The sequence below is a fragment of the Comamonas sp. Z3 genome (assembly GCF_008121565.1).
Taxonomy (GTDB): Bacteria; Pseudomonadota; Gammaproteobacteria; order Burkholderiales; family Burkholderiaceae_C; genus Comamonas; species Comamonas brasiliensis.
Map to the genome: position 1 here is coordinate 102,297 of NZ_VOQU01000008.1, position 25,516 is coordinate 127,812.

The following is a 25,516-nucleotide window of genomic DNA, read 5'->3' on the forward strand; positions in this document are numbered from 1 at the left end:
GCGAAGCGCTTGGGATAGCCCCAGCAGGCTCACAGCTGTCCATTTCTGTCATGGGGATGATCGCGGCTGCAGTTCAGGTGCCAAGGCGCCTGGCCAAAGCACGCGCCGATCAGGAAAACAGTCCTAGCTGCCGGAGCCGACTCTGGAGAATCGCTGCTCCAGCATCTGTTTCCCCCACTGATCGCCAACCCACTCTTCAACACACTTAAAGCCATATGACTCATACAGATGGCGAGCCGCAGAGAGCCCGCTAAACGTCCAAAGCTGGGTTTCGCGAAACTTCTGCTGGTCGACAAATTCGAGCGCAGCATTCAGCAGTCGTCTTCCCGCACCGCTTCCCCTCACGCTGTCATCGACGATAAACCATCTCAGGTGTGCAATGCCGGGTTCCAGGTCTTCGCCATCAATGGCGACCGAGCCAATGATTTCGCCCTCATGCATGGCAGTCCAGATCCGGTTTCGGGAGTGGTTCAAGCGATTTGAGAACTCGGCCAGGCCCGCGGCAACAACGGATTCAAAACGCTGGCCCAACCCGGTTTCACGAGAGTAGTACTGCGCATGCATCTGGGTGATGCGAGCAATGATTCCCGGCTGATAGCCGCTTACGAGCTCCACGACCGGCTTTTCCTTGTCGCCTTGAATCCGGGACGACAGTGCAGCGCTGTAAAGCTGCAAGCCCTTTGAGACGGTGTGCTTCTGTCCCGGGTTCAATCGTTCCAGGGCATGCGTGACCTGTGCGCGAGCATGTGCATGAATGGACTCGACGCGCAACCTGCCCGCAGGGGTCAGCGACAGCTGCTTTAGCCGGCTGTCGTGGAGGTCCGGTGACTCGCTGATATCTCCGGCTTCCACCAGTTTGCGCAGCATCCGGCTGACGCTGGATTTTTCCAGTCGAAGCATTGCCGCAAGATCCTTGGCGTTGACATTGCCTTCTTCAATTTCAAGAAGCGCATGCACGGCGGAGGGGGAGAGGTCTGAGCCTGCAATGCTTTCACCCATGAAGCCCCAATCACGCGCCATGGAGCGTGAGCAAGCGCGTATCTGCTCAACTAAAGACGGTTCGTTTGACATAGATTTCCCCAAATGGTTGCATGATACAACCAATTGATCGGCAGGCAGCTTTGTCGGAGTCGCGCAGGCAATGCGCAGGGCGCTGAATCCTGCAAGGCGGATGGTTGGGACGCTCAGGGCATGAGCCGGTTTCGCGAAGCTCTTGCGTCACGAAGTGTCTGAACCCCTGGGGGCTGCGCAGCCGTGACGCACGCGCCGCTTTCCGGGGGTCAGGATCCCAGCCGTGCGCGGTAAATGCCGGGTGTTTCTCCGAACTCGCGCTTGAACAACTGGATAAAGGCACTGGGGCTGGCCCAGCCCAGATCGAGTGCGATATGGCTGACCGGCACGCCTTCGGCCAGCAGCTCCAGGGAGCGCAGCAGGCGCAGGCGCTGGCGCCAGGCGCTGAAGCTGTAGCCGGTTTCGGCCACAAAGCGGCGGCTCAGCGTGCGGGTGCTCAGCGCTCCCCAGTCGGCCCAGGCTGTCAGATCCCGGGTATCGGCCGGGTTCTGGATCATTGCCTGGGCAATGCGCTGCACGCGCCAATCGCCGGGCAGGGGCAGGCCCAGGGCTTGCCTGGGCAGGTGGCGGATTTCGTCGAGCACCACACTAGATACATTGTCGAGCTCGGGCGAGCGCAACGGCTGTGCCGGGTGAGTCCAGCTGGCCGCCAGGCGCAACACTGCTTCGCGCAGCAGGCCGGAGACACGCAAGGTGCAGGGCCTGGCGGGCAGATCGGCGCAGGCATGCTGGGCGATATAGGCGCTCCAGCCGTGGTAGGGCCCGAACGATCGGCCTGAATGCCTGTGGTGGGGCGGAAGCCAGACGGCGTGGATGGCGGGAACGATCCAGACGCCGTCTTCCACGGTCACCGAGATCAGGCCGCGCAGCGAGCCAAACAGCTGGCCGCGTGCATGTTGATGCGTTTCGGAGGACAGCTCCTGCGCCTGCCAGCGAGTGGCCGCGAGGATGACCGGGCCGGCGTCGTCATCCAGATGAGGTTGCAGTAATTCCAGCAGGTCGGACATTGCGAGATGGATGGCAGGCAGCCAGTCAGTCAGTCAGTTTGGCGGATTTCCGCTATTCAATGGCTGAACAATTCTATAGCCGCCAGAGGGCTCTGCCTTAGGCTCGCTGCTCTTTAGAAGGAGTAGTCCAGATGTCAGAGACCCGGATACCGAAGCAGGTGGAGCTCGACGCCCTGTATGCGCCGCCGAGCGAGCGCATACAGAAGGCGGTGCTCGAGCATTTGGTCGATTTTCATCGTCAGTATCTGCAGCAGGCGAGTTTTTTCTGTCTGGCCACGGCCGGTCCGGCCGGCATGGATGCTTCGCCGCGTGGCGGGCCGCCCGGCTTTGTCCATGTGCTCGACGACAAAACCCTCGCCTTCGCCGACTGGCCGGGCAACAACCGCATCGAATCGCTGCGAAATCTCCAGCACGATGAGCGGGTCGCCATGCTGTTTCTGTTCCCCGGCCTGGAGGTGTTTCTGCGCATCAACGGCCGCGCTCGCGTCAGTGCGGCCGCCGAGTTGCTGCAGGAGCTGCGTGAAGGCGAGAAAACGCCGAAAACCGCCACGGTGGTGCGCGTTGACGAAGTGCTGTTTCACTGCGGCAAGGCCATCAATCGGGCGCGGTTGTGGGAGCCGGCGGCCCGGCCGCAGCACAGTGACCTGCCCAGCATCGGCCAGATGCTGGTCGGCTTCGCCGCACTGCAGGCGGGCCCTGAGGCCACCGACGGCGAGCATTCCAGCATTGAGGAACTCGATGCGCATTACCGGCAGGCGGTGCGCAGTGATCTGTATGGCTGAAACAGTCAGGTGGAGTCGGCAGGGGTGTTCAGCGACTCGGCGGCCGCGCGCAGGCAGGCAAGCAGGCGGGCCACCAGCGGATTGGCGGGCGCGCGACGCCACATGGCCAGCATCTCCGATGATGGATGGGTGCCCTTGAGCGCTCGGAACACCAGGCGCGGCATGCCCACGCGAGCCAGCGCCTCGGGCACCAGGGCCACGCCCTGGCCCAGCGAAACCAGAGAGATCACCGACAGCCAGTGTCTTACCTCGTGGCGCACTTCGGGGGCAAAGCCATGGGCCAGGCACATTTCGTAGATGCGCTGGTGATAAGTCGGCGAAACCAGGCTGGAGAACAGGATCAGGCGGTCGTTCCTGAGTTCGGCCAGATCGATGGCGGCACTGGTGTGAAGCGGGTGCTGCTCGGGCAGGCAGACCACGAAAGGCTCTTCCACCAGCAACTGGCTGTCAATGCCTTCGGGGGGCTGTATGGAGTGGACCAGAGCCATGTCCAGCCGCATCTGCTGCAGGCCGAGGACCTGTTCCGCGCTATTGGCTTCCAGCATGTCTACGCGCACCTGGGGGTGGCTGTGCTGGAACTGCTCCAGCGCCTGCGGCAGGCCCCGGTAAAGGCTAGAGCCCACGAAGCCCAGACGCAGATGGCCGCGCGTGCCCTGGGCTACATCGCGCGTTTCCTGTGCGGCCTGCTGACTCAGAGCCAGCAGCTGGCGCGCCTTGCCCAGCAGGTGTTCGCCGGCAGCCGTGAGCCGTACGCCCTTGCTGCTGCGCTCGAAAAGCTGGGCCTGTAGCTCCTGCTCCAGTTGCTTGATGGCCACCGACAGAGGGGGCTGGGAGATAGACAGCCGCTGAGCCGCACGGCTGAAGTGAAGTTCCTCGGCCAGGGTGACGAAGTAATGCAGCAGCCGCAGTTCCATGCTGTTATCTATATATAAAAAGTATTGGAAAAGATTTTAATAATATTTGACGTGAATATATCAGGGTGCTGAAATTCGCAGCAGTCCATGGCTCTTTGTGCCACGCATAGCGCATGAGTCCATCGCCGCCTTTTCCTGAGACCGAGAGCAAGGGGCCAGGCGGCCGGGCCGTCCCGCAGCGCGCTTGTCATCCCATCCAGGAGGCGGGCGCGCCGCGCCCCCAGGGTGTATTCGAATTCAGCAGGAGACCTTCATGTCCGCCAACGACAAGAGCCAGATGCATGCCGTGGCCCAGACTGCCAGCGCTGCAGCCCATCCCGTTCCAGACCGCCACGGTGCCAATTTCTACAGCACCGACTCCGAGCTGCAGTCGCTGCTCAGACTCTATTTGCCGGCCGATCTGCTGACCCACCTGCAGCCCTATCTGCAGCGCATGGGCGAGCTGGCCGGCGGGCGCATCGACGAACTGGCCGGCATTGCTGACAGGAACCCACCCACGCTTGAGCACCGCAGCCGCTCCGGCCAGGACAGCCAGCGCATCATCAAGCACCCGGCCTATGAAGAGCTCGAACGCATCGCCTACGGCGAGTTCGGCCTGCAGGCCATCTCGCACCGCGACGACATGCTGGGCTGGCAGGGCAAGATGCCGCCGGCCGTCAAGTACGCGCTGACCTATCTGTTCGTGCAGTCCGAGTTCGGTCTGTGCTGTCCGCTGTCCATGACCGATTCGCTGACACGTACGCTCAAGAAGTTCGGCACGTCCGAGTTGGTGGACAAATACCTGCCGCAGCTGCTGTCCCTGGACTGGGACAACCAGGCCCAGGGCGCCATGTTCATGACCGAACAGGCTGCGGGCTCCGACATCGCCAACACGCAGACCATGGCCTACCCGCAGATCGACGGCTCCTGGCGTCTGACCGGCGACAAGTGGTTCTGCTCCAACCCCGATGCCGAGTTCGCTATGGCACTGGCGCGCGTGGACGGGGCGCCGGCGGGTATGAAGGGCATCTCGCTGTTCCTGCTGCCGCGCACTCTGGACGATGGCAGCGCCAACCTCTACCGCATCATCCGTCTCAAGGACAAGATGGGCACCAAGTCCATGGCCAGCGGGGAGATCCGCATGGAAGGCGCGACCGCCTATCTGGTGGGCGAGCAGGGCCGGGGCTTTGTGCAGATTGCCGACATGGTGAACAACTCGCGCCTTTCCAATGGCGTGCGCTCGGCCGGCATGATGCGCCGCGCCGTGGCCGAAGCCGAGTTCATTGCCCACGAGCGCATCGCCTTCGGCAAACGCCTCGAAGACATGCCGCTGATGCAGCGCCAGCTCGACAAGCTGCGCGTGCCCGCCGAGCAGGCGCGCACCATGGTGTTCCAGACTGCACAGACGCTGATGCGTTCGGACGCGGGCGAAGAGGGGGCCTACCCGCTGCTGCGCATTCTCACGCCGCTGATCAAGTTTCGTGCTTGCCGCGATGCGCGCAAGGTTACCGGCGACGCGATGGAGGTGCGTGGCGGCTGTGGCTATATCGAGGAGTGGAGCGACCCACGGCTGGTGCGCGACGCGCATCTGGGCTCGATCTGGGAAGGCACGAGCAATATCGTGGCGCTGGACGTGATCCGCGCCATCAGGCGCGAAGGCTCGCTGCCGGTGCTGCAGCAGTATCTGCACGCATTGCTGGATCAGGCCCTGCTGGTGCCCGGCTACCGCCAGGCGCTGGAGCGGGCATTGGAGCGCGCCAGTGCCCTGGCCGAGAGAGCCGCCCAGGATGGAGGCGACGTGCTGGCCCGCCAGGCTGCCACCGCACTCTACAACTGCACCACGGCCATCGCCATGGCCTGGGAAGCCAGGCGGACGGGCTCGGCCGAGCGCCTGCGCCTGTCGCAGCTGGTGTTGATGCACCGCGTGCTGCCGCGCGATCCGCTGGCGGCGACCGAAGTGCCGCCGGAATGGCAAAAGTGAATTGACACATAAAGCAGCGCCAGCCCAATACAGACAATCGCCGGCAGCTATGCATTTTGAAAGCCAACACCGATTGGCGAACAACCCAAGGAGACAAGTCATGAATATCAATCGCCGTTTGCTGGCCGGATCGGCCGCGCTCGCCAGCGCCGCTCTGTGCCTGGGCCTCTCTTTGAATGTCCAGGCCGCCGAGAAATTTCCCGAGCGCCCCATCACGTTCATCGTGCCGTTTCCGCCTGGCGGCCCCACCGATGCCATGGCGCGCATCCTGGCCACCGAGCTGACCAAGGAGCTGGGCCAGAGCGTGATCGTGGAGAACAAGGCCGGCGCCGGCGGCAATATCGGTGCCGACTTCGTGTCCCGCGCCAAGCCCGATGGCTATACGCTGATGTTCGGCACTTCGGGCCCGCTGGCCATCAACAAGTCCCTGTACAAGTCCATCAGCTACGACCCGCGCACCAGCTTCACGCCCATCATCTATGTGGGCTATCTGCCCAATGTGCTGGTGGTGCGGCCGAGCCTGGGTGTGAGCAGTGTCAAGGAACTGATCGAGCTGGACAAGAGCAAACCTGGCCGCCTCAACTTCGCGTCCTCCGGCAATGGCGCCTCGTCCCATCTGGCGGGCGTGCTGTTCAACGGCATGGCCGGTACCGAGCTGCAACATGTGCCCTACAAGGGCACGGGGCCGGCACTCAACGACCTGCTGGCCGGTCAGGTGGAGATGACCTTCACCGACATCCTCACGGCCATGCCCTATATCAAGGCCGGCAAGGTCAAGGCCCTGGGCGTGGCCACGGCCAAGCGCTCCAGCGCCATGCCCCTGATTCCCACCATCGCCGAGCAGGGGCTGCCCGACTATGACGTGAGCGTGTTCTTCGGTGTGGTCGGCCCCAAGGGCATGGCCGCGGATCGGGTCGCGCTGCTCAACCAGGCCTATGCCAAGGCGCTGGATTCCGACAATGTGAAGAAGGCATTTGCGGCCCAGGGGCTGGAGCGCGGCGCGGATACCAAGCCCGCCTATCTGGCCGGCTTCGTGAAGAGCGAGCTCGGAAAATGGAGCGAGGTGGTGCAAAAGGCCGGGGTCACGCTGGACTGATGGTGCAGTTGCCAGGATGCAAGCACACGCATGTCAGCGAAGGCTGGTCGTGTTAGAACCTTTCGAAACCTCTTGCCTGGGTTGTGAGGGAGACACTGTTTAGCACCACCGGCCACTGCCCGCGGGCCATGCCAGACATGGAACCGGGCCCTTTACCTATCCATCGCCATGACATTTTCAAGCCCATCCCCTTTGCTTGCGCAACTGCAGGCGGTCGCTGCCGAGTTCGTCGAGGTCCGCCGCAGCATCCATGCCCATCCCGAACTTGCCTTCGAGGAGACGCGCACCAGCGACATGGTGGCCGAGTCCCTGGCCCGCTGGGGTTATGCGGTGCACCGCGGCCTGGGCGTGACCGGCGTGGTCGGCGTACTCAAGAAAGGCTCGGGCAGCAAGTCGCTGGGCATACGCGCGGACATGGATGCCCTGCCCATTCTCGAAAGAACAGGCCTGGACTACGCCAGCCGCCTGCCCGGGAAAATGCATGCCTGCGGCCATGACGGACATACCGCCATCCTGCTGTGCGCGGCAAAGTACATCGCCGAGAAGCTCGATTTCGACGGCACGCTGAACCTGATCTTCCAGCCGGCCGAGGAAAACGAGGGCGGCGCGCTGCGCATGGTGGACGAGGGCCTGTTCGAGCTGTTTCCCTGCGACGAGATCTACGCGCTGCACAACGCGCCAGGCCTGCCCGTGGGCCAGATGGCCATCAGCCCGGGGCCGGCCATGGCCTCGTTCGATCGGGTGACCGTCACGCTGCGCGGGCGCAGCGCCCATGGCGCCATGCCGCACCACGGCATAGACAGCATGCAGTGCGCGGCCAGCATCGTGCTGGGCCTGCAGTCCATCATCACGCGCGAGCTCGATGCCCAGCAGGCAGCCGTGATCACGGTGGGCTCCATCCAGGCCGGCGAGGTCTTCAACATCGTGCCCGAGAGCGCCGTGCTCAAGATCGGTGTGCGTGCCCTGCATCCGGATGTGCGCAGCTGGGTGGAGAAGCGCATCAAGGCCTTTGTGCAGGCCCAGGCCGAGAGCTACCAGCTCGGTTGCGAGATCGACTATGTGCACAAATACCCGGTGCTGGTGAATTGCGCAGCCCAGACCGAATACGCGCGTCAGGTGGCAATCAGCCTGCTGGGCGAGGACAAGGTGGGCGAGCGCACGCCCACCATGGGCAGCGAGGACTTTGCCTACATGCTGCAAAAGCGCCCAGGCGCATACATCCGGCTGGGCAATGGCGTGGGCGAGGACGGTGGCTGCATGGTGCACAACCCGCTGTACGACTTCAATGACAAGGCCTTGCACATCGGCGCGGCCTTCTGGACGCAACTGGTGCAAAGCTATCTGGCCTGAGCGGCCGCTTGTTGAAATGGGAGGCAGGAGATGGATAGATGGAACCGCCGCTGCTTTATGCGGCACACTCTGTGGCAGACGGCTGCCCTGGCGGCAGCGTCGACCGGGGTCCGGGCTGCAGAAAGCTTTCCGGCCCGACCATTGGTACTGATGGTGCCCTACCCCGCAGGGGGGGCCAGCGATGTGGCGGCGCGCATCTTTGCCGAATCCATTGGCCGCAGCCTCGGGCAGCAGGTGGTGGTCGATAATCTGGGCGGCGGCACCGGCCTGATCGCTGCGGCCAGGGTGCTCAATGCTCCGGCAGATGGCTATATGTTCTTCCATGGCTCGGCCAACGAAGTGTTCCTGGCACCCATGCTCAACCCGGCAGCACGTTACAAGCCCGGCGATTTCACCCTGGCGGCACCTACCACCGATGCGGCCATTGTGCTGCTGGTCAGAAGCGACTTGCCGGTCAACACCTATGACGAGTTCATTGCCCATGCCAGCCAATCCGCAGGCAAACCGCTCACCTACGCAACCGTGGGGGTGGACTCCATGTACCACTTGATGGGTGAGGCGCTGGCGACCAGGCTCAAGCTGCCTTTTCTGCATGTGCCCTACAAGGGGGGAGCGCCGGCGCTGCAGGATGTGGCGGGCGGCCAGGTGGACTTTGCGATTCTGGCGTACCAGGCCAGTTTTGACGGCATGGCCAAGCAAGGCAGGCTGAAGATCCTGACCAGCTTCTCCAAGGCATTGCCCAGGGATCTGGGCCATATCCCGCTGATTTCGCAAAGCCGGCACAGCCCGGATTTTGAATACACGATTGGTGGGGGCTATTTTGTCAAGAAGGGCACGCCCGCAGACCGTGTGGCCGTGCTGCGCAGCGCCGTGGGCGAGGCGCTGGTGAACCCGGATATCCGCAGCAAGCTGGAGGCCGAGGGGAGGCATTTTCACCAACCGATCCGCAGCCAGGCCGAGGCTGACCAGAGCTTCAACGCGCAGTACCAGCGCCTGACGCGATTGATCGACGGTGTGGGGCGCAAGCCCCTGGCCTGATGGCGGGCCGCCGCAAAGCATTTTTGACACGACTTGCGCAAAACGGGTTCAGGCCGGGCGACTGCCTCAAAGGGCAGGCCGTTGTTGCATTCTTGTTTGCGCAAGTCCTCTTTGAGCCATACGCGGGCCCTGGGCCCGCATTCTGTAGGGAATTGAAACATGCACAATCCAGTCACGATCGGCGCCGGAGCCCTGCAGGGCATCAAGGTTCTCGATCTGTCACGCATCCTCGGCGGGCCGCTCTGCGGGCAGATCCTGGGCGACCATGGCGCCGATGTGCTCAAGGTGGAGCCGCCGCAGGGAGACGACACGCGCACCTGGGGGCCTCCGTTTCGCGACGGCGTGGCCTCCTACTACTTCGGCCTGAACCGCAACAAGCGCATCCAGTTTCTCGACCTGTCCTCGCCCGAAGGCCAGCAGCGCGTGCGCGAGCTGATGGCCCAGGCCGATGTGGTGGTGGAGAACTTCAAGGTCGGCACCATGGAGAAATGGGGCATAGGCTTTGAGCAGATGCGCGAGCAGCTGCCGCATCTGATCTGGTGCCGCGTCACGGGCTTCGGCGCCGACGGCCCCCTGGGCAGCCTGCCCGGCTACGACGCCGCCATCCAGGCCATGGCCGGCATCATGAGCATCAATGGCGAGGCCGATGGCGATCCGCTGCGCGTGGGCCTGCCGGTGGTGGACATGGTGACCGGGCTGAATGCCACCATCGGCGTGCTGCTGGCCCTGCACGAGCGGGGGCGCAGCGGGCAGGGCCAGTTGGTGGATGCCTCGCTCTACGACTCCGGCCTGTCGCTGCTCCATCCTCACGCCGCCAACTGGTTCATGGGGCGCAAGGTGCCGCAGCGCTCGGGCAATGCCCATCCCAATATCTATCCCTATGACGTGATCAGCACTGGCGCTGCCCCCATCTTCCTGGCGGTGGGCAACGACCGGCAGTTCCGGCTGCTGTGCAACCATGTCGGCCGACCCGAGCTGGCGCAGGACGAGCGCTTTGCCAGCGCAGGCCAGCGCTCCGTCCATCGCGCCGAGCTCAAGCCCCTGCTCGAACAGGCGTTTGCATCGCTCGATGGTGTGCAACTGGCCGACGAGCTGATGGCCATCGGCGTGCCCGCCGCGCCGGTGCTGGATGTCGCCCAGGCGCTTGAGCATCCGCATACAGCGCACCGCGAGATGGTGGTGACCATGGACCAGTACCAGGGGCTGGGCGCTCCGGTCAAGCTCGGCCGCACGCCGGCCAGCTATCGCTTTGCCCCCCTGAGCGAGGGACAGGATTTTCTGCCTGTCGGAGGCTCCTGAGCAGTCTGCGCCGAGATCCCAGCCCGTCCGTAGAGCGCTTTCCTTTTGCACCGATGTGGGCAGGGTTCGCGTTGCCGGCGGCCTGTCTCACCCTTTTCACGGGCATTGTGTGCACAATGGAATGTAAAAGCGTTACCCCTGTGTTCTGTCCATGGAGAGTCTCACGATGTCGCATGCTTTTGCCAAAACCCTGAAGTCCTTTGAGCTGGCCGAAGGCAAGAAAGCCAAGTTCTACTCGCTGCCTGCACTTGCCAAGCAGTTTCCCGAAATCAAGCGACTGCCGGTCTCGATCCGCATCGTGCTGGAGTCGGTGCTGCGCAACTGCGATGGCAACAAGATCACCGAGGAGCATGTGGCGCAGCTGGCGCGCTGGCAGCCCAAGGCCGAGCGTGTCGACGAGATCCCGTTTGTCGTCGCACGCGTGGTGCTGCAGGATTTCACCGGCGTGCCCTTGCTGGCCGACCTGGCTGCCATGCGCAGCACGGCTGCCAAGCTGGGCAAGAAGCCCAAGTCCATCGAGCCCCTGGTGCCCGTGGACCTGGTGGTGGATCACTCCATCATGGTGGACTACTTCGGCACCAAGAAGGCGCTGGACCTGAACATGAAGCTGGAGTTCCAGCGCAACCAGGAGCGCTACCAGTTCATGAAATGGGGCATGCAGGCCTTCGACACCTTCGGCGTCGTGCCGCCGGGCTTCGGCATCGTGCACCAGGTCAATCTGGAATACCTGGCGCGTGGCGTGCACAAGGCCAGGAGCGGCAAGGGCGAGGCGGTGTACTACCCCGACACGCTGGTCGGCACCGACAGCCATACCACCATGATCAACGGCATCGGCGTGGTGGCCTGGGGTGTGGGCGGCATCGAGGCCGAGGCGGCCATGCTGGGCCAGCCCGTGTACTTCCTCACGCCTGATGTGGTGGGCTTCGAGCTGACCGGCCAGTTGCGCGAGGGGGTGACTGCCACCGATCTGGTGCTCACCGTCACGGAGCTGCTGCGCAAGGAAAAAGTGGTCGGGAAGTTCGTCGAGTTCTTTGGCGAAGGCACGCGCAGCCTGTCCCTGCCCGATCGCGCCACCATCGGCAACATGGCTCCCGAATATGGGGCAACCATGGGTTTCTTCCCTGTCGATGAGAAAACCATCGAGTACTTCAAGGGAACCGGACGCACCAAGAGCGAGATCCAGGCCTTCGAAGCCTATTTCAAGGCCCAGCAACTGTTTGGCGTGCCCAAGGCGGGCGATATCGATTACTCGCAAGTGGTCAAGCTCGATCTCGGTACTGTGGCCCCGAGTCTGGCCGGGCCCAAGCGTCCGCAGGACCGTATCGAAATCGGCGATGTGGCGCGCAAGTTCACCGAGCTGTTCACGGCATCGGCAGCGGTCAACGGCTTCAATCAGCCGCCGCAGAAGCTCGATCAGCGCTATCGCGTGGGCTGCGGCGAAGGTGAGCAGGCGACCGATGCACCGCCGCCCAAGGCAGGAGCGGAGCGGGCAGTGGTGGAGATGGTCGGCAACCGGCCTACCTTGGAAACCGCTCACGACGATGCGACGGCCAAGTCAGTGTGCGATCTGCCGGGTAGCGACGAGCCGGTGCTGCATGTCGGCAATGGCGATGTGCTGATTGCGGCCATCACGAGCTGCACCAACACCTCCAACCCCAGCGTCATGCTGGCGGCGGGCCTGCTGGCCAAGAAGGCGGTGCAGGCGGGACTCAAGGTCCAGCCGCATATCAAGACTTCGCTGGCGCCGGGCTCTCGCCTGGTGACCCGTTATCTGACCGAGGCGGGCTTGCTGCCCTATCTGGAGAAGCTGGGCTTTGCGCTGGCAGGCTATGGCTGCACCACCTGCATCGGCAATGCCGGCGATCTGACGCCCGAGCTCAACGATGTCATCACCCGCAATGAGCTGGTTTGCGCGGCCGTCCTGTCGGGCAACCGCAATTTCGAAGCACGCATCCACCCCAATATCAAGGCCAACTTCCTGGCCAGTCCTCCGCTGGTGGTGGCCTACGCGATTGCCGGGACGGTGCGCAAGGACCTGATGACCGAGCCCGTGGGCCGGGGCAAGGGTGGCAAGGAGGTGTATCTGGGCGATATCTGGCCCAGCAGCGAGGAGATCCAGGACCTGCTCAAGTTCGCCATGAACGGCAAGGCTTTCCGCAGCAATTACGAGCAGGTGGCCAGCGAGCCGGGCAAGCTCTGGGAAAAGATCCAGGGCGTGACGGGTTCCACCTATACCTGGCCCGAGAGCACCTATATCGCCGAGCCGCCGTTCTTTGCCGACTTTGCTCTGGAGCTGAAGGCGCCGCCCGCAACGACAGACAGAACCTCCAATCCCAGCGCGGTGCATGGTGCCCGCATCATGGCCTTGTTCGGAGACTCCATCACCACCGACCATATCTCGCCCGCAGGCTCCATCAAGGAGTCCTCACCCGCCGGCAAGTGGTTGCTCGAGCATGGTGTGCAAAAGGCCGACTTCAACAGCTATGGCTCGCGCCGGGGCAACCACGAGGTGATGATGCGCGGCACGTTTGCCAATGTGCGTATCAAGAATCTCATGATTCCCGCCCGGGCCGACGGCTCGCGCGAGGAGGGCGGCATCACGCTGTACCGTGACGACAACGGCAGGGCCGAGAAGATGGCCATTTACGACGCGGCCATGAAGTACCAGGCTGCGGGCCGAGCCACCGTGGTGCTGGCCGGCGAAGAGTACGGCACGGGATCGAGCCGCGACTGGGCGGCCAAGGGCACGCAGCTGCTGGGCATCAAGGCCGTGGTGGCGCGCAGCTTCGAGCGCATTCACCGCTCCAATCTGGTGGGCATGGGCGTGTTGCCGCTGCAGTTCAAGGGCAATGACAGCTGGCAAAGCCTGGACCTGACGGGCGAGGAGTTCATCGATGTGATCCCGGCCGCCGACCTGGCGCCGCAAAGCGATGCCCAGCTGGTAATCACCAGGGCCGATGGCAGCAAGAAAACCGTGACCGTGAAGCTGCGCATCGACACCCCCATCGAGGTGGACTACTACCGCCATGGCGGCATCCTGCCCTATGTGCTGAGGCAGCTGCTGGCCTGATTGCGCCAGCTTGCCAAGTCAAAAGGCCTGCTGTCCTCGGAGGCAGGCCTTTTTCGTGGACCGGCGCGAGCCCTATTTCATCGAGTGGAGGCCAAACATATTGCCTTCGGTGTCGATGGCCAGGGCAATAAAGCCATAAGGGTCTATGGAGACTTTGTCGCGGTGCAGGCGGCCGCCGTTGCGTGCGACGCGTGCGGCCTGCTCGGCGCAGTCTTCACAGACGAAATAGACCAGCGTGCCGCCGCCGCCAGAGGGACATTCCGGCATGCGGACCAGCGCCCCGGTGGCGCCAGCGTTATCCGGCTGCCCGGGAAAGGCCCACATTTCCATATCGGGGTGCTCGCCGCCTTCCGGCATGGCCAGCGCTTGCAGCTGACAGCCCAGCACAGCTTCGTAGAAGCTCCTGGCGCGCGACATGTCCTGCACGTAGATCTCGAACCAGCCAACGGGATTCATAGCCATCTTCAGCTCCTTGTCTGCTCATCGGTGGAAGTCCAGATGCTGACGCCGTAGAGGCTGTGATGCAAGCAGACCCGGCCCTGAACGGGGATATCCGAGTCCGGCTCCCTCAGGATTTTCTCCGGGCAGCAAGCTTTCTGGCCTTGCGGCGGTGCCACCAGAGCCAGATTCCGCTGATGCCCAAGCCGCCCAGCACCAGGCCGTTGAGACCGGCCAGGACTTCCATCAGCACGCCACCCAGCTCGCCCGTGTGCAGTGGATAGGCCACGGCCACCGCCGCAGCGCCGGGGTCGAGTTCATTCCAGCGCCTGACGTCCAGCACCGCCCCGTTGCGCGGGTCCAGCCATACCGAGCTGATGCCGTTGGGGTGTGGTTCGCCGGGGGCGCGAAAGCGGATGCGTACGGCCTGCTTGGCATTGGGCGGCAGCTGCACGAAGCTGGCCTGGGCATCGGGCATGGCCGCGCGGGCCGAGGCCAGCATGGCGTCCACATCGGCGGGCAGCGGCTGGGCGGAGCCTTGCGCAGCCAGTGTGGGCAGCTTGGGCGGCTTGACTGCCGTGCTGCTGACGAGCACATTGAGCCAGTCGCCCAGCGGCCGCCATGCCATATAGGCCCCGGTGACGACCGAGACCGCGATCAGCAGGCCCATGATCACGCCGCCGATGCGGTGCATGTCGAACAGGGCGCGCACCAGACTCTTGTTGAGTTCTATGCGCCAGTTGCCCGGCCAGCGCTTGGGCCACCAGAGAATGACGCCCGTCAGCAGCAGCAGCACATAGGCCAGCGTGGTCCAGGCCAGTATGGCCTTGCCGTTGGCGTCGAGCAGCAAGGTGCTGTGCAGCCTGAACAGTGTGTTGACAAAGCCCTCGGTCTCGCCGCGCCGGCCCTGCTCCTGGCCGGTCACGGGGTCCAGGTAAATGGTGCCGCGCCAGTTGGCCGCCTGAACACGCAGCCACAGGCTGTCCCGTGCCTGCTGCGGCAGCCTGAAGCGCAAAGTGGCCTTGCTGCCGAATTCCTCATGGGCTCTTGCCAGTATCGGCGTCAGCGCGGCGGCCTGCTGGGCCTGCTGCGCATGCGTCGTGCGGGCCTGGAACAGTTCGGGGTGTGCCATGCGGTCCAGCGGCTGGCCGATGATGAGCAGGGTGCCGGTGAGCCCGGCCAGAATCAGAATCCAGCCCAGGCCCAGGGCGAACCAGCGATGCAAGCGCAGCCACAGGGAACGGAGCGAAGTCATTGCGTGTGATGGTGTGATGTCCCGCGAGACCGCCCTTGAGGGTGGACTCGCGGCGGCGCCGCTTAGAACGGCAGGGTGGCCTGAACGTACAGGGTGCGTGGCATGCCCACGTATTTGCCGCCGCCGTTGTTGTCGGTGGAGCGGGTGAAGTAGCGGCGGTCAAACACGTTCTTCATCCCCACGGTCAGACGCAGATTGTTCAGCTCCTTGCCTGCCTGGTAGCTGGTGCGCAGGCCCAGGATGGCAAAGCCCGGGATATCGCCCAGATTGCCATTGGCATCTTCCTGCGTGATGTAGGAGTTGGGCTTGGCACTGGTGCCGGGCGTGCCGGGCGAGCGCTGCTTGGACTGGGCGTTCAGGTCGGCATTGAAGGTCCAGCGCTCCATTGCATAACGTGCCGACAGGCCGGCCGTGTGGCGCGAATATAGCGGCAGGTCGCGGCCTGCGAAGGGGCCGGCCTGGCTGGTGGCCTGGGTGAAGGTATAGCTCATGCCCAGCGACAGGCCCTTGAGTGCCGGGTAGTTCTTGCCGAAGTCATAGCGCAGCGCCGATTCCAGACCACGGTGGCGCGTGGCGCCCAGATCGGTCCAGATGCCGTTGCCGGTGCCGTCACCCGGGCGGTCCAGGAACAGCTCCTTGTTGAAGTCGATGTTGAACAGCGTCAGCTCGCCATTCCAGGTGTCGCTCTTGTAGTGCGTGCCCAGCTCATAGGTCTTGGCCGATTCGGGATAGAGCTGGTTGTTGGACGACTGGGCCAGCTGTGCGTACTGCTGGGGCCCGAAGGACTTGCCGGCATTGGCGAACACCGACCAGTGGCTGTCGACGCGGTAGAGCACCGACAGCGTGGGCAGCAGTTCGTTGGCGGCCGCCGTCGGGTAGATGGCCGCTGCGGTCGCGCCCTTGTAGTCCACCACATTGTTGAAGGAGCGGATGCGCTCGTAGCGCACGCCGGGCGTGATGGTCCAGTTGCCCACATCGATGCGGTTGTCGATATAGAAGGCATTGGCCGTAGTGCCGCCCTGGCTGGTCTGGGTGGTGTTCAGCGGCAGGGCCATGGCATCGGCCTGGCCGGGTACATACAAGCCCGAAGTGGCCAGCGCCGTTTCGGAGCTCTTTTCCTTCAGGTAGCGATAGCCCACGCTGATTTCCTGCACCACGGAGCCGGTCTCGAAAATGCGCGAGTAGCGCGGCTCCACGCCGTAGTAGCTGTAGTCGCGCGGTGCGGCCGTGAGGCTGCGCTTGCCGGCATTGGCGCCAGTGGCGTCGCGTTCGATATAGCTGCCGCGGAAAGAGTCCACGTAGTAGCTGAGCACTTCGAAATTGTTGCGACCGTCCTTGTAGCTGTACTTGAGCGAACCGTCGGTGCGGCGGCCCGTGAACTGGTCGTAGTTGCGCGTGCTCTGGAACGGGTCGGCGGCGTACTGCGCCGTGGTCAGGCCGCCGGGCATCTGGCCCTTGCCCTCGAAGTGGTGCAGCGAAGCGGAAATGCTGCTGTTGTTGCCGAGCTTGTAGCTGCCCTTGACCAGCAGGTCGTCGATGTCGGTCTTGTCGTTGCTGCTGCGCCAGCCCTTGCCGTGCGTGCCCGAATACAGCACGGCCAGGCCCAGGCCCGACTCGTTGGTGCCGCCCACAAAGAAGCTTGGCGTGGACTTCACATTGCCGCCGTGGCTGTAGATCTCGGTGCCGATGGAGGCTTCGGCCGCAAAGGTCTTGGGAATGGCGCGCGTCGTGAAGTTGATGATGCCGCCCACGTTCTGCGGGCCGTAGCGCACCGAGCCTGCGCCGCGCACTACGTCGATGGAGTCCAGATTGCCCAGCGCCAGGGGCGCCAGCGACAGCTGAGGCTGACCGTAGGGGGCGTAGGAAACGGGCACGCCGTCCTGCAGCACATAGGAACGTGGCGACAGGCGCGCGGTCAGACCGCGCACGCTCAGGTTCAGAGAGATATCGCTGCCGCCCGTGCCGTTGCTGTCCTGAACCTGCACACCGGGCACCAGACGCAGCGCTTCGCGCAAGGTGGCTGCGCCGCTTTCCTGAATGCGCTCGCGCTCGACGATGGTGCGTGCGCCAGGATGCTCCAGCACCTTCTCGGCGCTGGACATGTCGCCGTCCAGCCAGTTGCCGGTGACAGTGACCGAGTCCAGGGCGGCTTCGGTAGCGGCGGCGTTGGCCGTCTGTGCATGAACGGGGCTGGCGAGCACGCCAAGTGCTGCGGCAACGGCAGTGGCAGCGCTGCTCAGGCAAAAAGCGGGGGAGTCGGAACGATGGAGGTTAGCCATAGGTGTTGTAGGGGAGGGCACACAGCACCTGGCTGGCATGAACAGCGCGCTGCGCCAGCCTTGCGCTGGCGGCATCTCTTGTCTTCAGTCGGAGCCGGAGGGGGCTATGTGGCGTTTATTGGCAGGCGCAGATATTAATGAGAATGGCTGTCATTTGGCTGTTTGTGGTTATGTTGATACACAAATAGCAGTCTCCCCGTTCGGCAATCTGGCCGGTCGGGGCCGCTGCGTGCAGTTGCCGGCCTGACATGCCTGGCCGCAGTGGAGCCTGTGGTCTGCGGGCGTTCGGTGCATGTCCCTTGCGCAATGCTGCGCCAGCGGGCTTTTTCTTGTGGCAAGGCGGGCGGCGGCAAGGTGAAACGCCAATGTTCAGGACCGGGGTCTGACCGTTATCGTTCATAAACATGCGGCGAAGTTCCGGCACATTCCTGCAGCCGCTGGACTTCATCCCGCTTCCGCTTCGCGCCCCATGAACGATTCCCGCTCCACCGATCCCCAGGCCGCTGTCAGCGGCCACGCTGAACCCTCCGACTCCTCTGTGTCATCCTCCGCCCCGGGCCTGCGCTCGGCCATCGTGCACCGCGGCACCTTGCGCGCCAGCGCGCGCAGCTTTCTGCATGCGCTGGGCCAGGACGATGAGGAGATTGCACGCCCGCATGTGGGCGTGTTCCATACGGGCGGGGAGATGAGCCCCTGCAATATGAATCTCCGCGACCAGGCCCAGCATGCCAAGACCGGCATCTACGCGGGAGGCGGCATGCCGCACGAGTGCCCCGTGGTCTCGGTCAGCGACGGCCTGACCATGGCGCATTCGGGCATGCGCTTTTCGCTGATCTCGCGCGAGCTCATCGCCGACAGCGTGGAGGCCTCGGTGCGCGGCCACCAGTGGGACGGTATCTTTGCCGTGGGTGCCTGCGACAAGAACCTGCCGGGCCTGATGATGGCCATGGTGCGCTGCAATGTGCCCAGCGTCTTCGTGCATGGCGGCTCGGCCCTGCCCGGGCAGATGCCGGGCAGCGTATCGGGGCGCGCCCTTAACGTGGTCGACACCTACGAGACCATAGGCAAGGTGCTGGCCGGCACCTCCACCATGCAGGAGCTGGACACCGTCACGCGCTCCTGCCTGCCCTCGGCCGGGGCCTGTGCCGGGCAGTTCACGGCCAACACCATGGGCATGGTCAGCGAGGCCCTGGGCCTGGCGCCCATAGGCTCCAGCATGGTGCCGGCCGTGTTCAGCGAACGCGCGCCGCTGATGCGCCGCGCGGGCCGTCAGCTCATGGAAATGGTGTGGGCCAGCGCCAGGGGAGAGGCCGTGCTGCCGCGCGACATCGTCACGCGCAAGGCCCTGGAAAATGCCTGTGCCGTGGTCTGCGCCACGGGTGGCTCCACGAATGCGGCCCTGCACCTGCCGGCGATCGCGCACGAGGCCGGCATACGCTTTCACCTCGACGACGTGGCCGAGATCTTTGCGCGCACGCCGCTGATCGCAGACCTCAAGCCCGGCGGCCGCTTCCTGGCACGTGATGTCTACTACATCGGCGGTGCGGCTGTCATCCTGCGCACCCTGCTGGAGCAGGGCCTGCTGCATGGCGATGCACTCACCTTCACGGGCCGCACGCTGGCCGAGGAGGTGGCCGATGCTGCCGAGCCCGACGGCGAAGTGGTGCGCAAGGCCGGCAACCCGATCTCGGCCGACGGTGGGCTCACGGTGCTCAAGGGCAATCTGTGCCCTGACGGTGCCCTGCTCAAGACGGCGGGGCTCAAGACCCTGGTGCACCGCGGTCCGGCCCGCGTCTTCGACTCCGAGGAACAGGCGCAGGACGCCGTGCAGGCCATGGCCTACCGGAGCGGCGATGTGCTGGTGATACGCAACGAAGGCCCCAAGGGCAGCCCCGGCATGCGCGAGATGCTGGGCATCACTGCCTTGCTCTATGGCCAGGGCATGGGCGACAAGGTGGCACTGCTCACCGACGGGCGCTTCTCGGGCGCCACGCGCGGCCTGTGCATAGGCTACGCGGGGCCGGAGGCCGCTGACGGTGGGCCGATTGCCGCACTGCAGGACGGCGACATCATCGCCATCGATGCGCGGGCCGGCGCGCGCAGCATCACGGTGGAGCTGGAGCCCGCCGTCATTGCCGCGCGGCTGGAAGCCGCCCGGGCCAGCCGTGCGCAGCAGCGCCCCCTGGGCGGGCTGCTGGAGAAATACGCGCTGACCGTGCGTCCCGCCCACCAGGGCGCGGTCACGCATTCGGGGGCGGTGACCTGGCTGCGCGACAGCAAGTGATGCGCACAGAGGCAAAGGCAGTGACCCGGGCGGGTGAAACCGCTCCAGGGCCTGAAGGACAGAATCAACGACGACTCAAAACACCAAGGAGACCCATATGAACTTCAACCGCCGTGAATGGCTGCAGGCCGCTGGCGCCGGCAGCGCGGGAGCGCTGCTTTCGGGCCTGGGCCTGCCGGCACTGGCCCAGGCGCCGCTCGAGAATCTGAACATCATCACCGGCTTCGCGGCCGGTGGTACCTCGGACGCCATCTGCCGCCGCGTGGGCACCAAGCTCGCCGCCTATGCCAAGAGCGTGGTGGTGGAGAACCGCACGGGCGCGGGCGGGCAGATCGCCATCAACTACGTCAGGGGCCGCCCGGCCGATGGCTCGGTGATGCTGCAGACGCCCACCTCCATGCTCACCATCTATCCGCACATCTACAAGAAGCTGGGCTACGACCCCGTGGCCGATCTCACGCCCGTGACCGTGGGCTGCATCTTCGACTTCGGCTTTGCCGTCGGCCCCATGGTGCCGGCCAGCGTGACCACCGTGCCCGAGTTCTTTGCCTGGGCCAAGACCCATCCCGACGGTGCCAGCTTCGGTTCGCCCGCCGCGGGCTCCACGCCGCACTTCGTCGGCGCCCTGCTGGGCCAGCAGGCGGGCGTCGACTTCAAGCACGTGGGCTATCGCGGCTCGCAGCCTGCGCTCTTGGACATGATGGGCGGCAGCATCGCCGCGGTGAGCTGCCCCGTGGGCGATGCCATGCAGCACGCGGCCAGCGGCAAGATGCGCCTGCTGGGCGTGAGCGGCTCCAAGCGCAACCGCTTCATGCCCAAGGTGCCTACCTATACCGAGCAGGGCTACAAGAACATGGCCCACAGCGAGTGGTTCGGCTTCTTCCTGCCGGCCAAGGCCAAGCCCGATCAGGTGGAGCGGCTCAACGCACAGATGCGTCAGGCCCTGGCCAGTCGCGATGTGGTTGACAGCCTGGCCGTGTTCGGCCTGGAAGCCATGTCGTCCTCGCCCGCCGAGCTGGCGGCGCTGATCAAGGAAGACCTGGCCAAGTGGGCGCCCATCGTCAAGCAGGTGGGCTTCACCGCCGAAGCCTGATCAACCGTGTTCGGTGGTCTCGGGCCTTGCCGCTGACCTGGCGGCCGGCGCGGCCCCGCCGCGCCGCATGGCAGGGGCTCAGACGTACTTTCCGGTCAAGCCGCCGTCGGCGATGTGCTTGCAGGGATCAGCGTGGCCGCCGCCGAAAACCGCATGCCGCGCGAACGCCAGCGCCGGGTCGTGCAGCTCATGCGCAAAAGCCTGCGCGCCCATGGTTTCGACGCGTTCTGAGCGGCAGGCGGGGCGACTTAACCCTGTTCGGCCAGCAGGTCCTGCAAGGTCTTGACCTGCAGGCGCAGGCGCTCGTTCTCGGCCTCCAGCTCGGTGACGCGGGCCTGCAACTCTTCGGGGCTGGCGGCTGGCGCGGCTTCTGCCGATTCTTCGGCTTCGGGCTTGGCGGCCTTGGGCTTTTTCTTGGCGTCACGCACGCGCTTGGCGGCCTGCTTGAGCGCATCGGCGCCTTCGGCGGCCACGGCTTGCTGCTCTTCCTCGGGCAGGGTGGCGACCACGGCTGCGGCATTGAGCGAGAGTTCGCCGGCCTTGACCGCTGCCACGACTTCGGGTGCGGCCTTTTCCTGGATGGTCTCGATCATCTTGACCTGACCGGCCGACAGGCGGGCGGCGCGGGCCAGGGCTTCACGCGTGTCCAGTGCTTCGTCGGGCACCTTGGCCACGCTGGCCAGGGCCTGGGCCACCACGGGGTCGGTATCGCCTTCCCAGGGGGCTTCCTCGCTGGCCGGCTGTGCGGCCTTGGCGGCGTTCACGGCAGCGGCTGCTGCAGCGCGTCGCTCGGCAATGATCTCGCGCTTGCGCAGCGCCAGCACACCGCGCTGGAAGTCGGAGACCGAGCGGCGGCCCAGATGCTGGTCGATCATCCACAGATGCACGTCGTCCATGTTCTTGAACTGCGTGGCCTGCACGGTGTTGTAGGGCAGGCCGTGCTTGCGGCAGATGCCGTAGCGGTTGTGGCCGTCGATGAGCAGATCGCCCCAGACCACCAGGGAGTCGCGGCAGCCTTCGGCGAGGATGCTGCGCTCCAGCGATTCGTGCTCGTCCGGGGTCAGAGGGTCGATATAGGCCTTCAGGCCTTCGTCAATCTTCAGTTCCATGTGTGTTCTTTAAATTGAGGAGCTGCTTGCGCTTGTTGGCATTCGTTTTCAGCATGAAATCAATGTGAATTCAATAGAGGGCAAGCGAAAGCAGCTATAGAAAAAAGAGCAACGCCCCAGCGAATGGGGCGTTGGAAAAGCAAAGCCGGTCGAGCTTACAGCAGTCGCGAAATCAGCGCACCTTCCACAGGGCCTTCCAGCGGAATGCGCACGCGCACGGGGTTGCCTTGTGCGACTTCCACGGGCTGGCCTTCGAGGTTGAACATCTTCTCCAGCAAAACCTGCCGGTTGCCCTGGGGATGAATCACTTCGATGGTGTCGCCCACGGCGAAACGGTTCATGGTTTCAATCTCGGCCATGCCGTCGGCATAACCGCGCACCGCGCCCACGAAGTGGCTGCGCTGCAGCACGCTGTGGCCGGTTTCGTAGTTCTGGTAGTCGTTGGCAGGGCGGCGCTCCAGCAGGCCGCCGGTATAGCCGCGGTTGGCCAGGCCTTCGAGTTCGGTGATCAGGTGCGGGTTGAAGGGGCGCCCGGCCACGGCGTCGTCGATGGCGCGGCGGTAGGTCTGGGCGGTGCGGGCCACGTAGTACAGGCTCTTGGTGCGGCCTTCGATCTTGAGCGAGTCCACGCCGATCCTGGTCAGGCGCTCCACATGCTCCACGGCGCGCAGGTCCTTGGAGTTCATGATGTAGGTGCCATGCTCATCTTCCATGATGGGCATCAACTCGCCGGGGCGGCCTTTTTCCTCGAGCAGATAGATGGCATCGGCCTTGGGGTGGCGCTGCTGGTCGCCGCAGGTGCTGGTGAACTGGTTGTCCAGATCGTTCTTGGCTTCCTCGAAGTTGAAGCCGTTTTCCATGGTCTGGCCCAGCGCCTCGCCGGTGTTGGGGTCCACGGCCGCGTCATGCGTCTTGTAATCCCAGCGGCAGGCGTTGGTGCAGGTGCCCTGGTTGGGGTCGCGGCGGTTGAAGTAGCCCGACAGCAGGCAGCGGCCCGAGTAGGCGATGCACAGGGCGCCGTGCACAAACACTTCCAGCTCCATGTCGGGGCATTCCTGGCGGATCTTCTCGATCTCGTCCAGGCTGAGCTCGCGCGACAGGATGATGCGCGAGACGCCCATCTTCTGCCAGAACTTCACGGTGGCGTGGTTGGTGGTGTTGGCCTGCACGGACAGGTGGATTTCCTGCTCGGGCCACTTTTCCTTGACCATCATGATGAGTCCGGGGTCGGCCATGATCATGGCGTCGGGCTTCATGGCGATGATGGGCTCGATGTCGCGCAGATAGGTGCGGACCTTGTCGTTGTGCGCAATCAGATTGCTGGTCAGGAAGAACTTCTTGCCGCGTGCATGCGCCTCGGCAATGCCCTGGCCGATCTGCTCCAGGCGGAATTCGTTGTTGCGCGCGCGCAAGCTGTAGCGCGGCTGGCCGGCGTAGACGGCGTCGGCACCAAAGTCGTAGGCGGCGCGCATCTTGTCGAGCGAGCCGGCAGGCAGCAGCAGTTCGGGGGCTTTGAGGGTCATGATGGCGCTATTGTCCCGCATAGCGCTTTTCACCGTGGCTTGCTAAGGCTACGCGGTCTGTAGCAGTTGCGCGTGCAGCTGCCGCGCAGGCAATGACAGGGAGGCCGTCGCGGCGGGCGTGCACAGCAGCAGCTGGCGCTGCGCCCAGGCGTCGGACAGCGGCACGGCCACCACGCCGGTGGCGGCAGCGTGGCGCTGCACGGCGGCCAGCGGCAGCACGGCAATGCCGACGCCCTGGCCCACGAGCTGGCACAGTCCCTCGAAATGCTGCAGCTGGACCTGGATGCGCAGCAGCCGGTCATTGATCCGCAAGGCCTGTTTCTGCAGCAGCTGCTGCAAGGCGGAGTCGCGTGGCAGGCCGACCCAGTTCTCGTGCAGCAGCTCGGCCAGTTTCAGTTGCGGGCGTCCGGCCAGCGCGTGGCTCAGCGGCAATGCGGCGGCCAGCGGGTCCGCCCTCCAGGGCTGGCAGTGCAGGCCTGCCAGGGCGCTGCTGTCTTCGGCATCCCAGGCAGCCACGCCGATATCGCACAGGCCCTGGCGCAGTCCGGCCAGCACTTCGCTGCTGGGACATTCCTGCAGCTCCAGCGCAATCTGCGGGTGCTGTCGCAGAAAGCGGCTGACGGCCAGCGGCAGATGCTCGCGCACGGCCGAGGTATTGCCGCGCAGCCGGATCTGCCCGGCCAGGCCGGCGCCGAATTCGCCCATGGCTCCGCGCAGGAGCTGCATCTGGCTGAGCACCTGGCGCGCATGCTGGCCCAGGGTGTGACCTGCAGCCGTGGGCTGCACGCCGCGAGCCTGGCGAATGAGCAGCGCCGTGCCCAGCAGCGCCTCCATGCCGCGCACGCGCTCGCTGGCCGAGGCCAGCGTGAGATGGCTGCGCTGTGCCGCTGCCGTCAGCGTGCCGCTGTCGAGGATGTGCACAAACAGCTGGAGGTCGGTCAGGTCAAAGCGCATGGAATTCAAGCCTAAGGTTTATACGAAGTCTGGATTTGAATAATCCCGTTGGTAAAGAGTTCTGTGTCGAAGGATTATCAGCGCCGTGCAAGAGAAAGATGGATCTTGCCGGTGTTTAAAGGTTCGGATGATACGAAGGATTGATGATGTGGAATGAAGGCTGGATGGCTGCGGCAGCCATTGCCGTGTTTGGACTGGCGGGTTGTGTCAAGGGCGTGGTGGGTCTGGGCCTGCCCACGGTTTCCATGGCCTTGCTGGCGGTGTTCATGCCGCCCGCGCAGGCGGCGGCCTTGCTGCTTTTGCCGTCGCTGGTGACGAATCTGGTGCAGATGCGGCCCGTGGCCGGCTTGCAGCCCTTGCTGCAGAGACTGGGCTGGATGCAGCTGGGCATTGTGCTGGGCACGCTGGGAGGTGTGGCCCTCTGGGGCGGAGTCGGCAGCCTGCCCGCAGCCAGGCCGGCACTGGGCCTGGCGCTGGTGCTGTACGCCCTGTGGGGGCTGTCGGGCCTGCGCTGGCAGACGCCGGTGCCGCACCAGGCCTGGCTGGGGGCGGTATGCGGCCTGCTGACGGGCGCCATCACGGCCGTGACCGGTGTCTTTGTCGTGCCAGCTGTGGCCTTTTTGCAGTCGCTGGGCCTGTCCCGCCCCGCGCTCATGCAGGCCATGGGCCTGTGCTTTACCACCTCCACGCTGGCCCTGGGGGCCGGCTTGCTCTGGAAGGGCCAAGGCCTGGGCGCGCAGGCGCAGGAGATGGGACTGGGACTGCTGGCTTCGGCCCTGATGCTGATTCCGGCGCTGGCCGGCATGCACTGGGGCGAGTTGCTGCGCGAAAAACTCTCGCCCGAGCTTTTCCGGAAGCTGCTGATGCTCAGCCTGCTGGCCCTGGGGGTCTACCTGTGCTTCTGAGTGGCCGGGCCGTAGTTGCGGGATGCAGGCCCAGCCACAGGCTGCCGCATTGTCGCCACCCCGGCGTTCGCGAGGCAGGCGGCAATGTC

20 protein-coding genes are annotated in these 25,516 nt (G+C 64.7%); 10 read left to right on the plus strand and 10 right to left on the minus strand.

What is annotated here, in order from left to right; all coding sequences use genetic code 11:
• Window positions 1-123: 123 nt before the first annotated feature.
• Window positions 124-1,071: a helix-turn-helix domain-containing GNAT family N-acetyltransferase gene (locus FSY59_RS22210; RefSeq protein WP_003053234.1), complete on the minus strand. Its 948-nt coding sequence runs from the start codon at window positions 1,069-1,071 to the stop codon at window positions 124-126.
• A gap of 209 nt (window positions 1,072-1,280) precedes the next feature.
• A complete protein-coding gene (locus FSY59_RS22215) occupies window positions 1,281-2,078 on the minus strand; it encodes a helix-turn-helix domain-containing protein (protein ID WP_003053235.1) in 798 nt (265 codons plus the stop codon).
• Window positions 2,079-2,209: 131 nt separating this feature from the next.
• On the opposite strand from FSY59_RS22215, the gene FSY59_RS22220 reads away from it, so the two are divergent.
• Window positions 2,210-2,860, plus strand: a complete 651-nt coding sequence (locus FSY59_RS22220) for an MSMEG_1061 family FMN-dependent PPOX-type flavoprotein (RefSeq protein ID WP_003053236.1) — start codon at window positions 2,210-2,212, stop codon at window positions 2,858-2,860.
• Between the two features lie 5 nt (window positions 2,861-2,865).
• Here FSY59_RS22220 and FSY59_RS22225 read toward each other — a convergent pair whose 3' ends face one another.
• Window positions 2,866-3,774, minus strand: a complete 909-nt coding sequence (locus FSY59_RS22225; RefSeq protein ID WP_148729708.1) for a LysR family transcriptional regulator — start codon at window positions 3,772-3,774, stop codon at window positions 2,866-2,868.
• Window positions 3,775-4,027: 253 nt separating this feature from the next.
• On the opposite strand from FSY59_RS22225, the gene FSY59_RS22230 reads away from it, so the two are divergent.
• The 6 genes from FSY59_RS22230 (at window position 4,028) to FSY59_RS22255 (ending at window position 13,587) form a co-directional block, all read left to right on the plus strand.
• The gene (locus FSY59_RS22230) at window positions 4,028-5,734 is read left to right on the plus strand and encodes an acyl-CoA dehydrogenase family protein (protein ID WP_148729709.1); all 1,707 of its coding nucleotides are present in this window, start codon (window positions 4,028-4,030) and stop codon (window positions 5,732-5,734) included.
• 100 nt (window positions 5,735-5,834) lie between these two features.
• On the plus strand, window positions 5,835-6,830 hold the full coding sequence (locus tag FSY59_RS22235) for a tripartite tricarboxylate transporter substrate binding protein (protein WP_148729710.1): 996 nt from the start codon (window positions 5,835-5,837) through the stop codon (window positions 6,828-6,830).
• A gap of 168 nt (window positions 6,831-6,998) precedes the next feature.
• Window positions 6,999-8,180: a M20 aminoacylase family protein gene (locus FSY59_RS22240; protein WP_003053240.1), complete on the plus strand. Its 1,182-nt coding sequence runs from the start codon at window positions 6,999-7,001 to the stop codon at window positions 8,178-8,180.
• 30 nt (window positions 8,181-8,210) lie between these two features.
• Complete coding sequence (locus tag FSY59_RS22245; protein WP_003053241.1) at window positions 8,211-9,218, plus strand: tripartite tricarboxylate transporter substrate binding protein; 1,008 nt, start codon at window positions 8,211-8,213, stop codon at window positions 9,216-9,218.
• Between the two features lie 159 nt (window positions 9,219-9,377).
• Window positions 9,378-10,517, plus strand: a complete 1,140-nt coding sequence (locus FSY59_RS22250) for a CaiB/BaiF CoA-transferase family protein (protein ID WP_148729711.1) — start codon at window positions 9,378-9,380, stop codon at window positions 10,515-10,517.
• A gap of 166 nt (window positions 10,518-10,683) precedes the next feature.
• On the plus strand, window positions 10,684-13,587 hold the full coding sequence (locus FSY59_RS22255; RefSeq protein ID WP_003053243.1) for an aconitate hydratase: 2,904 nt from the start codon (window positions 10,684-10,686) through the stop codon (window positions 13,585-13,587).
• Between the two features lie 72 nt (window positions 13,588-13,659).
• Here FSY59_RS22255 and FSY59_RS22260 read toward each other — a convergent pair whose 3' ends face one another.
• From FSY59_RS22260 to FSY59_RS22270, 3 genes are all read right to left on the minus strand, one after another.
• Window positions 13,660-14,049: a VOC family protein gene (locus FSY59_RS22260; RefSeq protein ID WP_148729712.1), complete on the minus strand. Its 390-nt coding sequence runs from the start codon at window positions 14,047-14,049 to the stop codon at window positions 13,660-13,662.
• A 106-nt stretch (window positions 14,050-14,155) separates the two neighbouring features.
• Complete coding sequence (locus tag FSY59_RS22265) at window positions 14,156-15,280, minus strand: PepSY domain-containing protein (RefSeq protein WP_003053245.1); 1,125 nt, start codon at window positions 15,278-15,280, stop codon at window positions 14,156-14,158.
• A 62-nt stretch (window positions 15,281-15,342) separates the two neighbouring features.
• Window positions 15,343-17,559, minus strand: coding sequence for a TonB-dependent siderophore receptor (locus tag FSY59_RS22270; RefSeq protein ID WP_148729713.1), 2,217 nt, complete (start codon window positions 17,557-17,559; stop codon window positions 15,343-15,345).
• A 469-nt stretch (window positions 17,560-18,028) separates the two neighbouring features.
• Between FSY59_RS22270 and ilvD the strand changes: the two genes are divergently transcribed.
• Both ilvD and FSY59_RS22280 read left to right on the plus strand, forming a co-directional pair.
• Window positions 18,029-19,843 carry a dihydroxy-acid dehydratase gene (gene ilvD, locus FSY59_RS22275; RefSeq protein WP_003053247.1) on the plus strand — a complete coding sequence of 605 codons (1,815 nt, stop codon included), beginning with the start codon at window positions 18,029-18,031 and terminating at the stop codon, window positions 19,841-19,843.
• A 97-nt stretch (window positions 19,844-19,940) separates the two neighbouring features.
• Complete coding sequence (locus FSY59_RS22280; RefSeq protein ID WP_050873751.1) at window positions 19,941-20,936, plus strand: Bug family tripartite tricarboxylate transporter substrate binding protein; 996 nt, start codon at window positions 19,941-19,943, stop codon at window positions 20,934-20,936.
• 78 nt (window positions 20,937-21,014) lie between these two features.
• On the opposite strand, the gene FSY59_RS27775 is transcribed toward FSY59_RS22280, so the two are convergent.
• The 4 genes from FSY59_RS27775 to FSY59_RS22300 all read right to left on the minus strand — a co-directional run bounded on the left by FSY59_RS27775 (window position 21,015) and on the right by FSY59_RS22300 (window position 24,522).
• Window positions 21,015-21,149 (minus strand): hypothetical protein, encoded by a 135-nt coding sequence (locus tag FSY59_RS27775; RefSeq protein WP_003053249.1) that lies wholly within the window; start codon window positions 21,147-21,149, stop codon window positions 21,015-21,017.
• A 35-nt stretch (window positions 21,150-21,184) separates the two neighbouring features.
• The gene (locus FSY59_RS22290; RefSeq protein WP_003053250.1) at window positions 21,185-22,045 is read right to left on the minus strand and encodes a hypothetical protein; all 861 of its coding nucleotides are present in this window, start codon (window positions 22,043-22,045) and stop codon (window positions 21,185-21,187) included.
• A gap of 155 nt (window positions 22,046-22,200) precedes the next feature.
• A complete protein-coding gene (yegQ, locus tag FSY59_RS22295; RefSeq protein ID WP_043005496.1) occupies window positions 22,201-23,589 on the minus strand; it encodes a tRNA 5-hydroxyuridine modification protein YegQ in 1,389 nt (462 codons plus the stop codon).
• A 27-nt stretch (window positions 23,590-23,616) separates the two neighbouring features.
• Window positions 23,617-24,522, minus strand: coding sequence for a LysR substrate-binding domain-containing protein (locus tag FSY59_RS22300; RefSeq protein ID WP_003053252.1), 906 nt, complete (start codon window positions 24,520-24,522; stop codon window positions 23,617-23,619).
• A gap of 146 nt (window positions 24,523-24,668) precedes the next feature.
• Between FSY59_RS22300 and FSY59_RS22305 the strand changes: the two genes are divergently transcribed.
• Window positions 24,669-25,427 carry a sulfite exporter TauE/SafE family protein gene (locus tag FSY59_RS22305; RefSeq protein ID WP_050873748.1) on the plus strand — a complete coding sequence of 253 codons (759 nt, stop codon included), beginning with the start codon at window positions 24,669-24,671 and terminating at the stop codon, window positions 25,425-25,427.
• Window positions 25,428-25,516 lie beyond the last annotated feature (89 nt).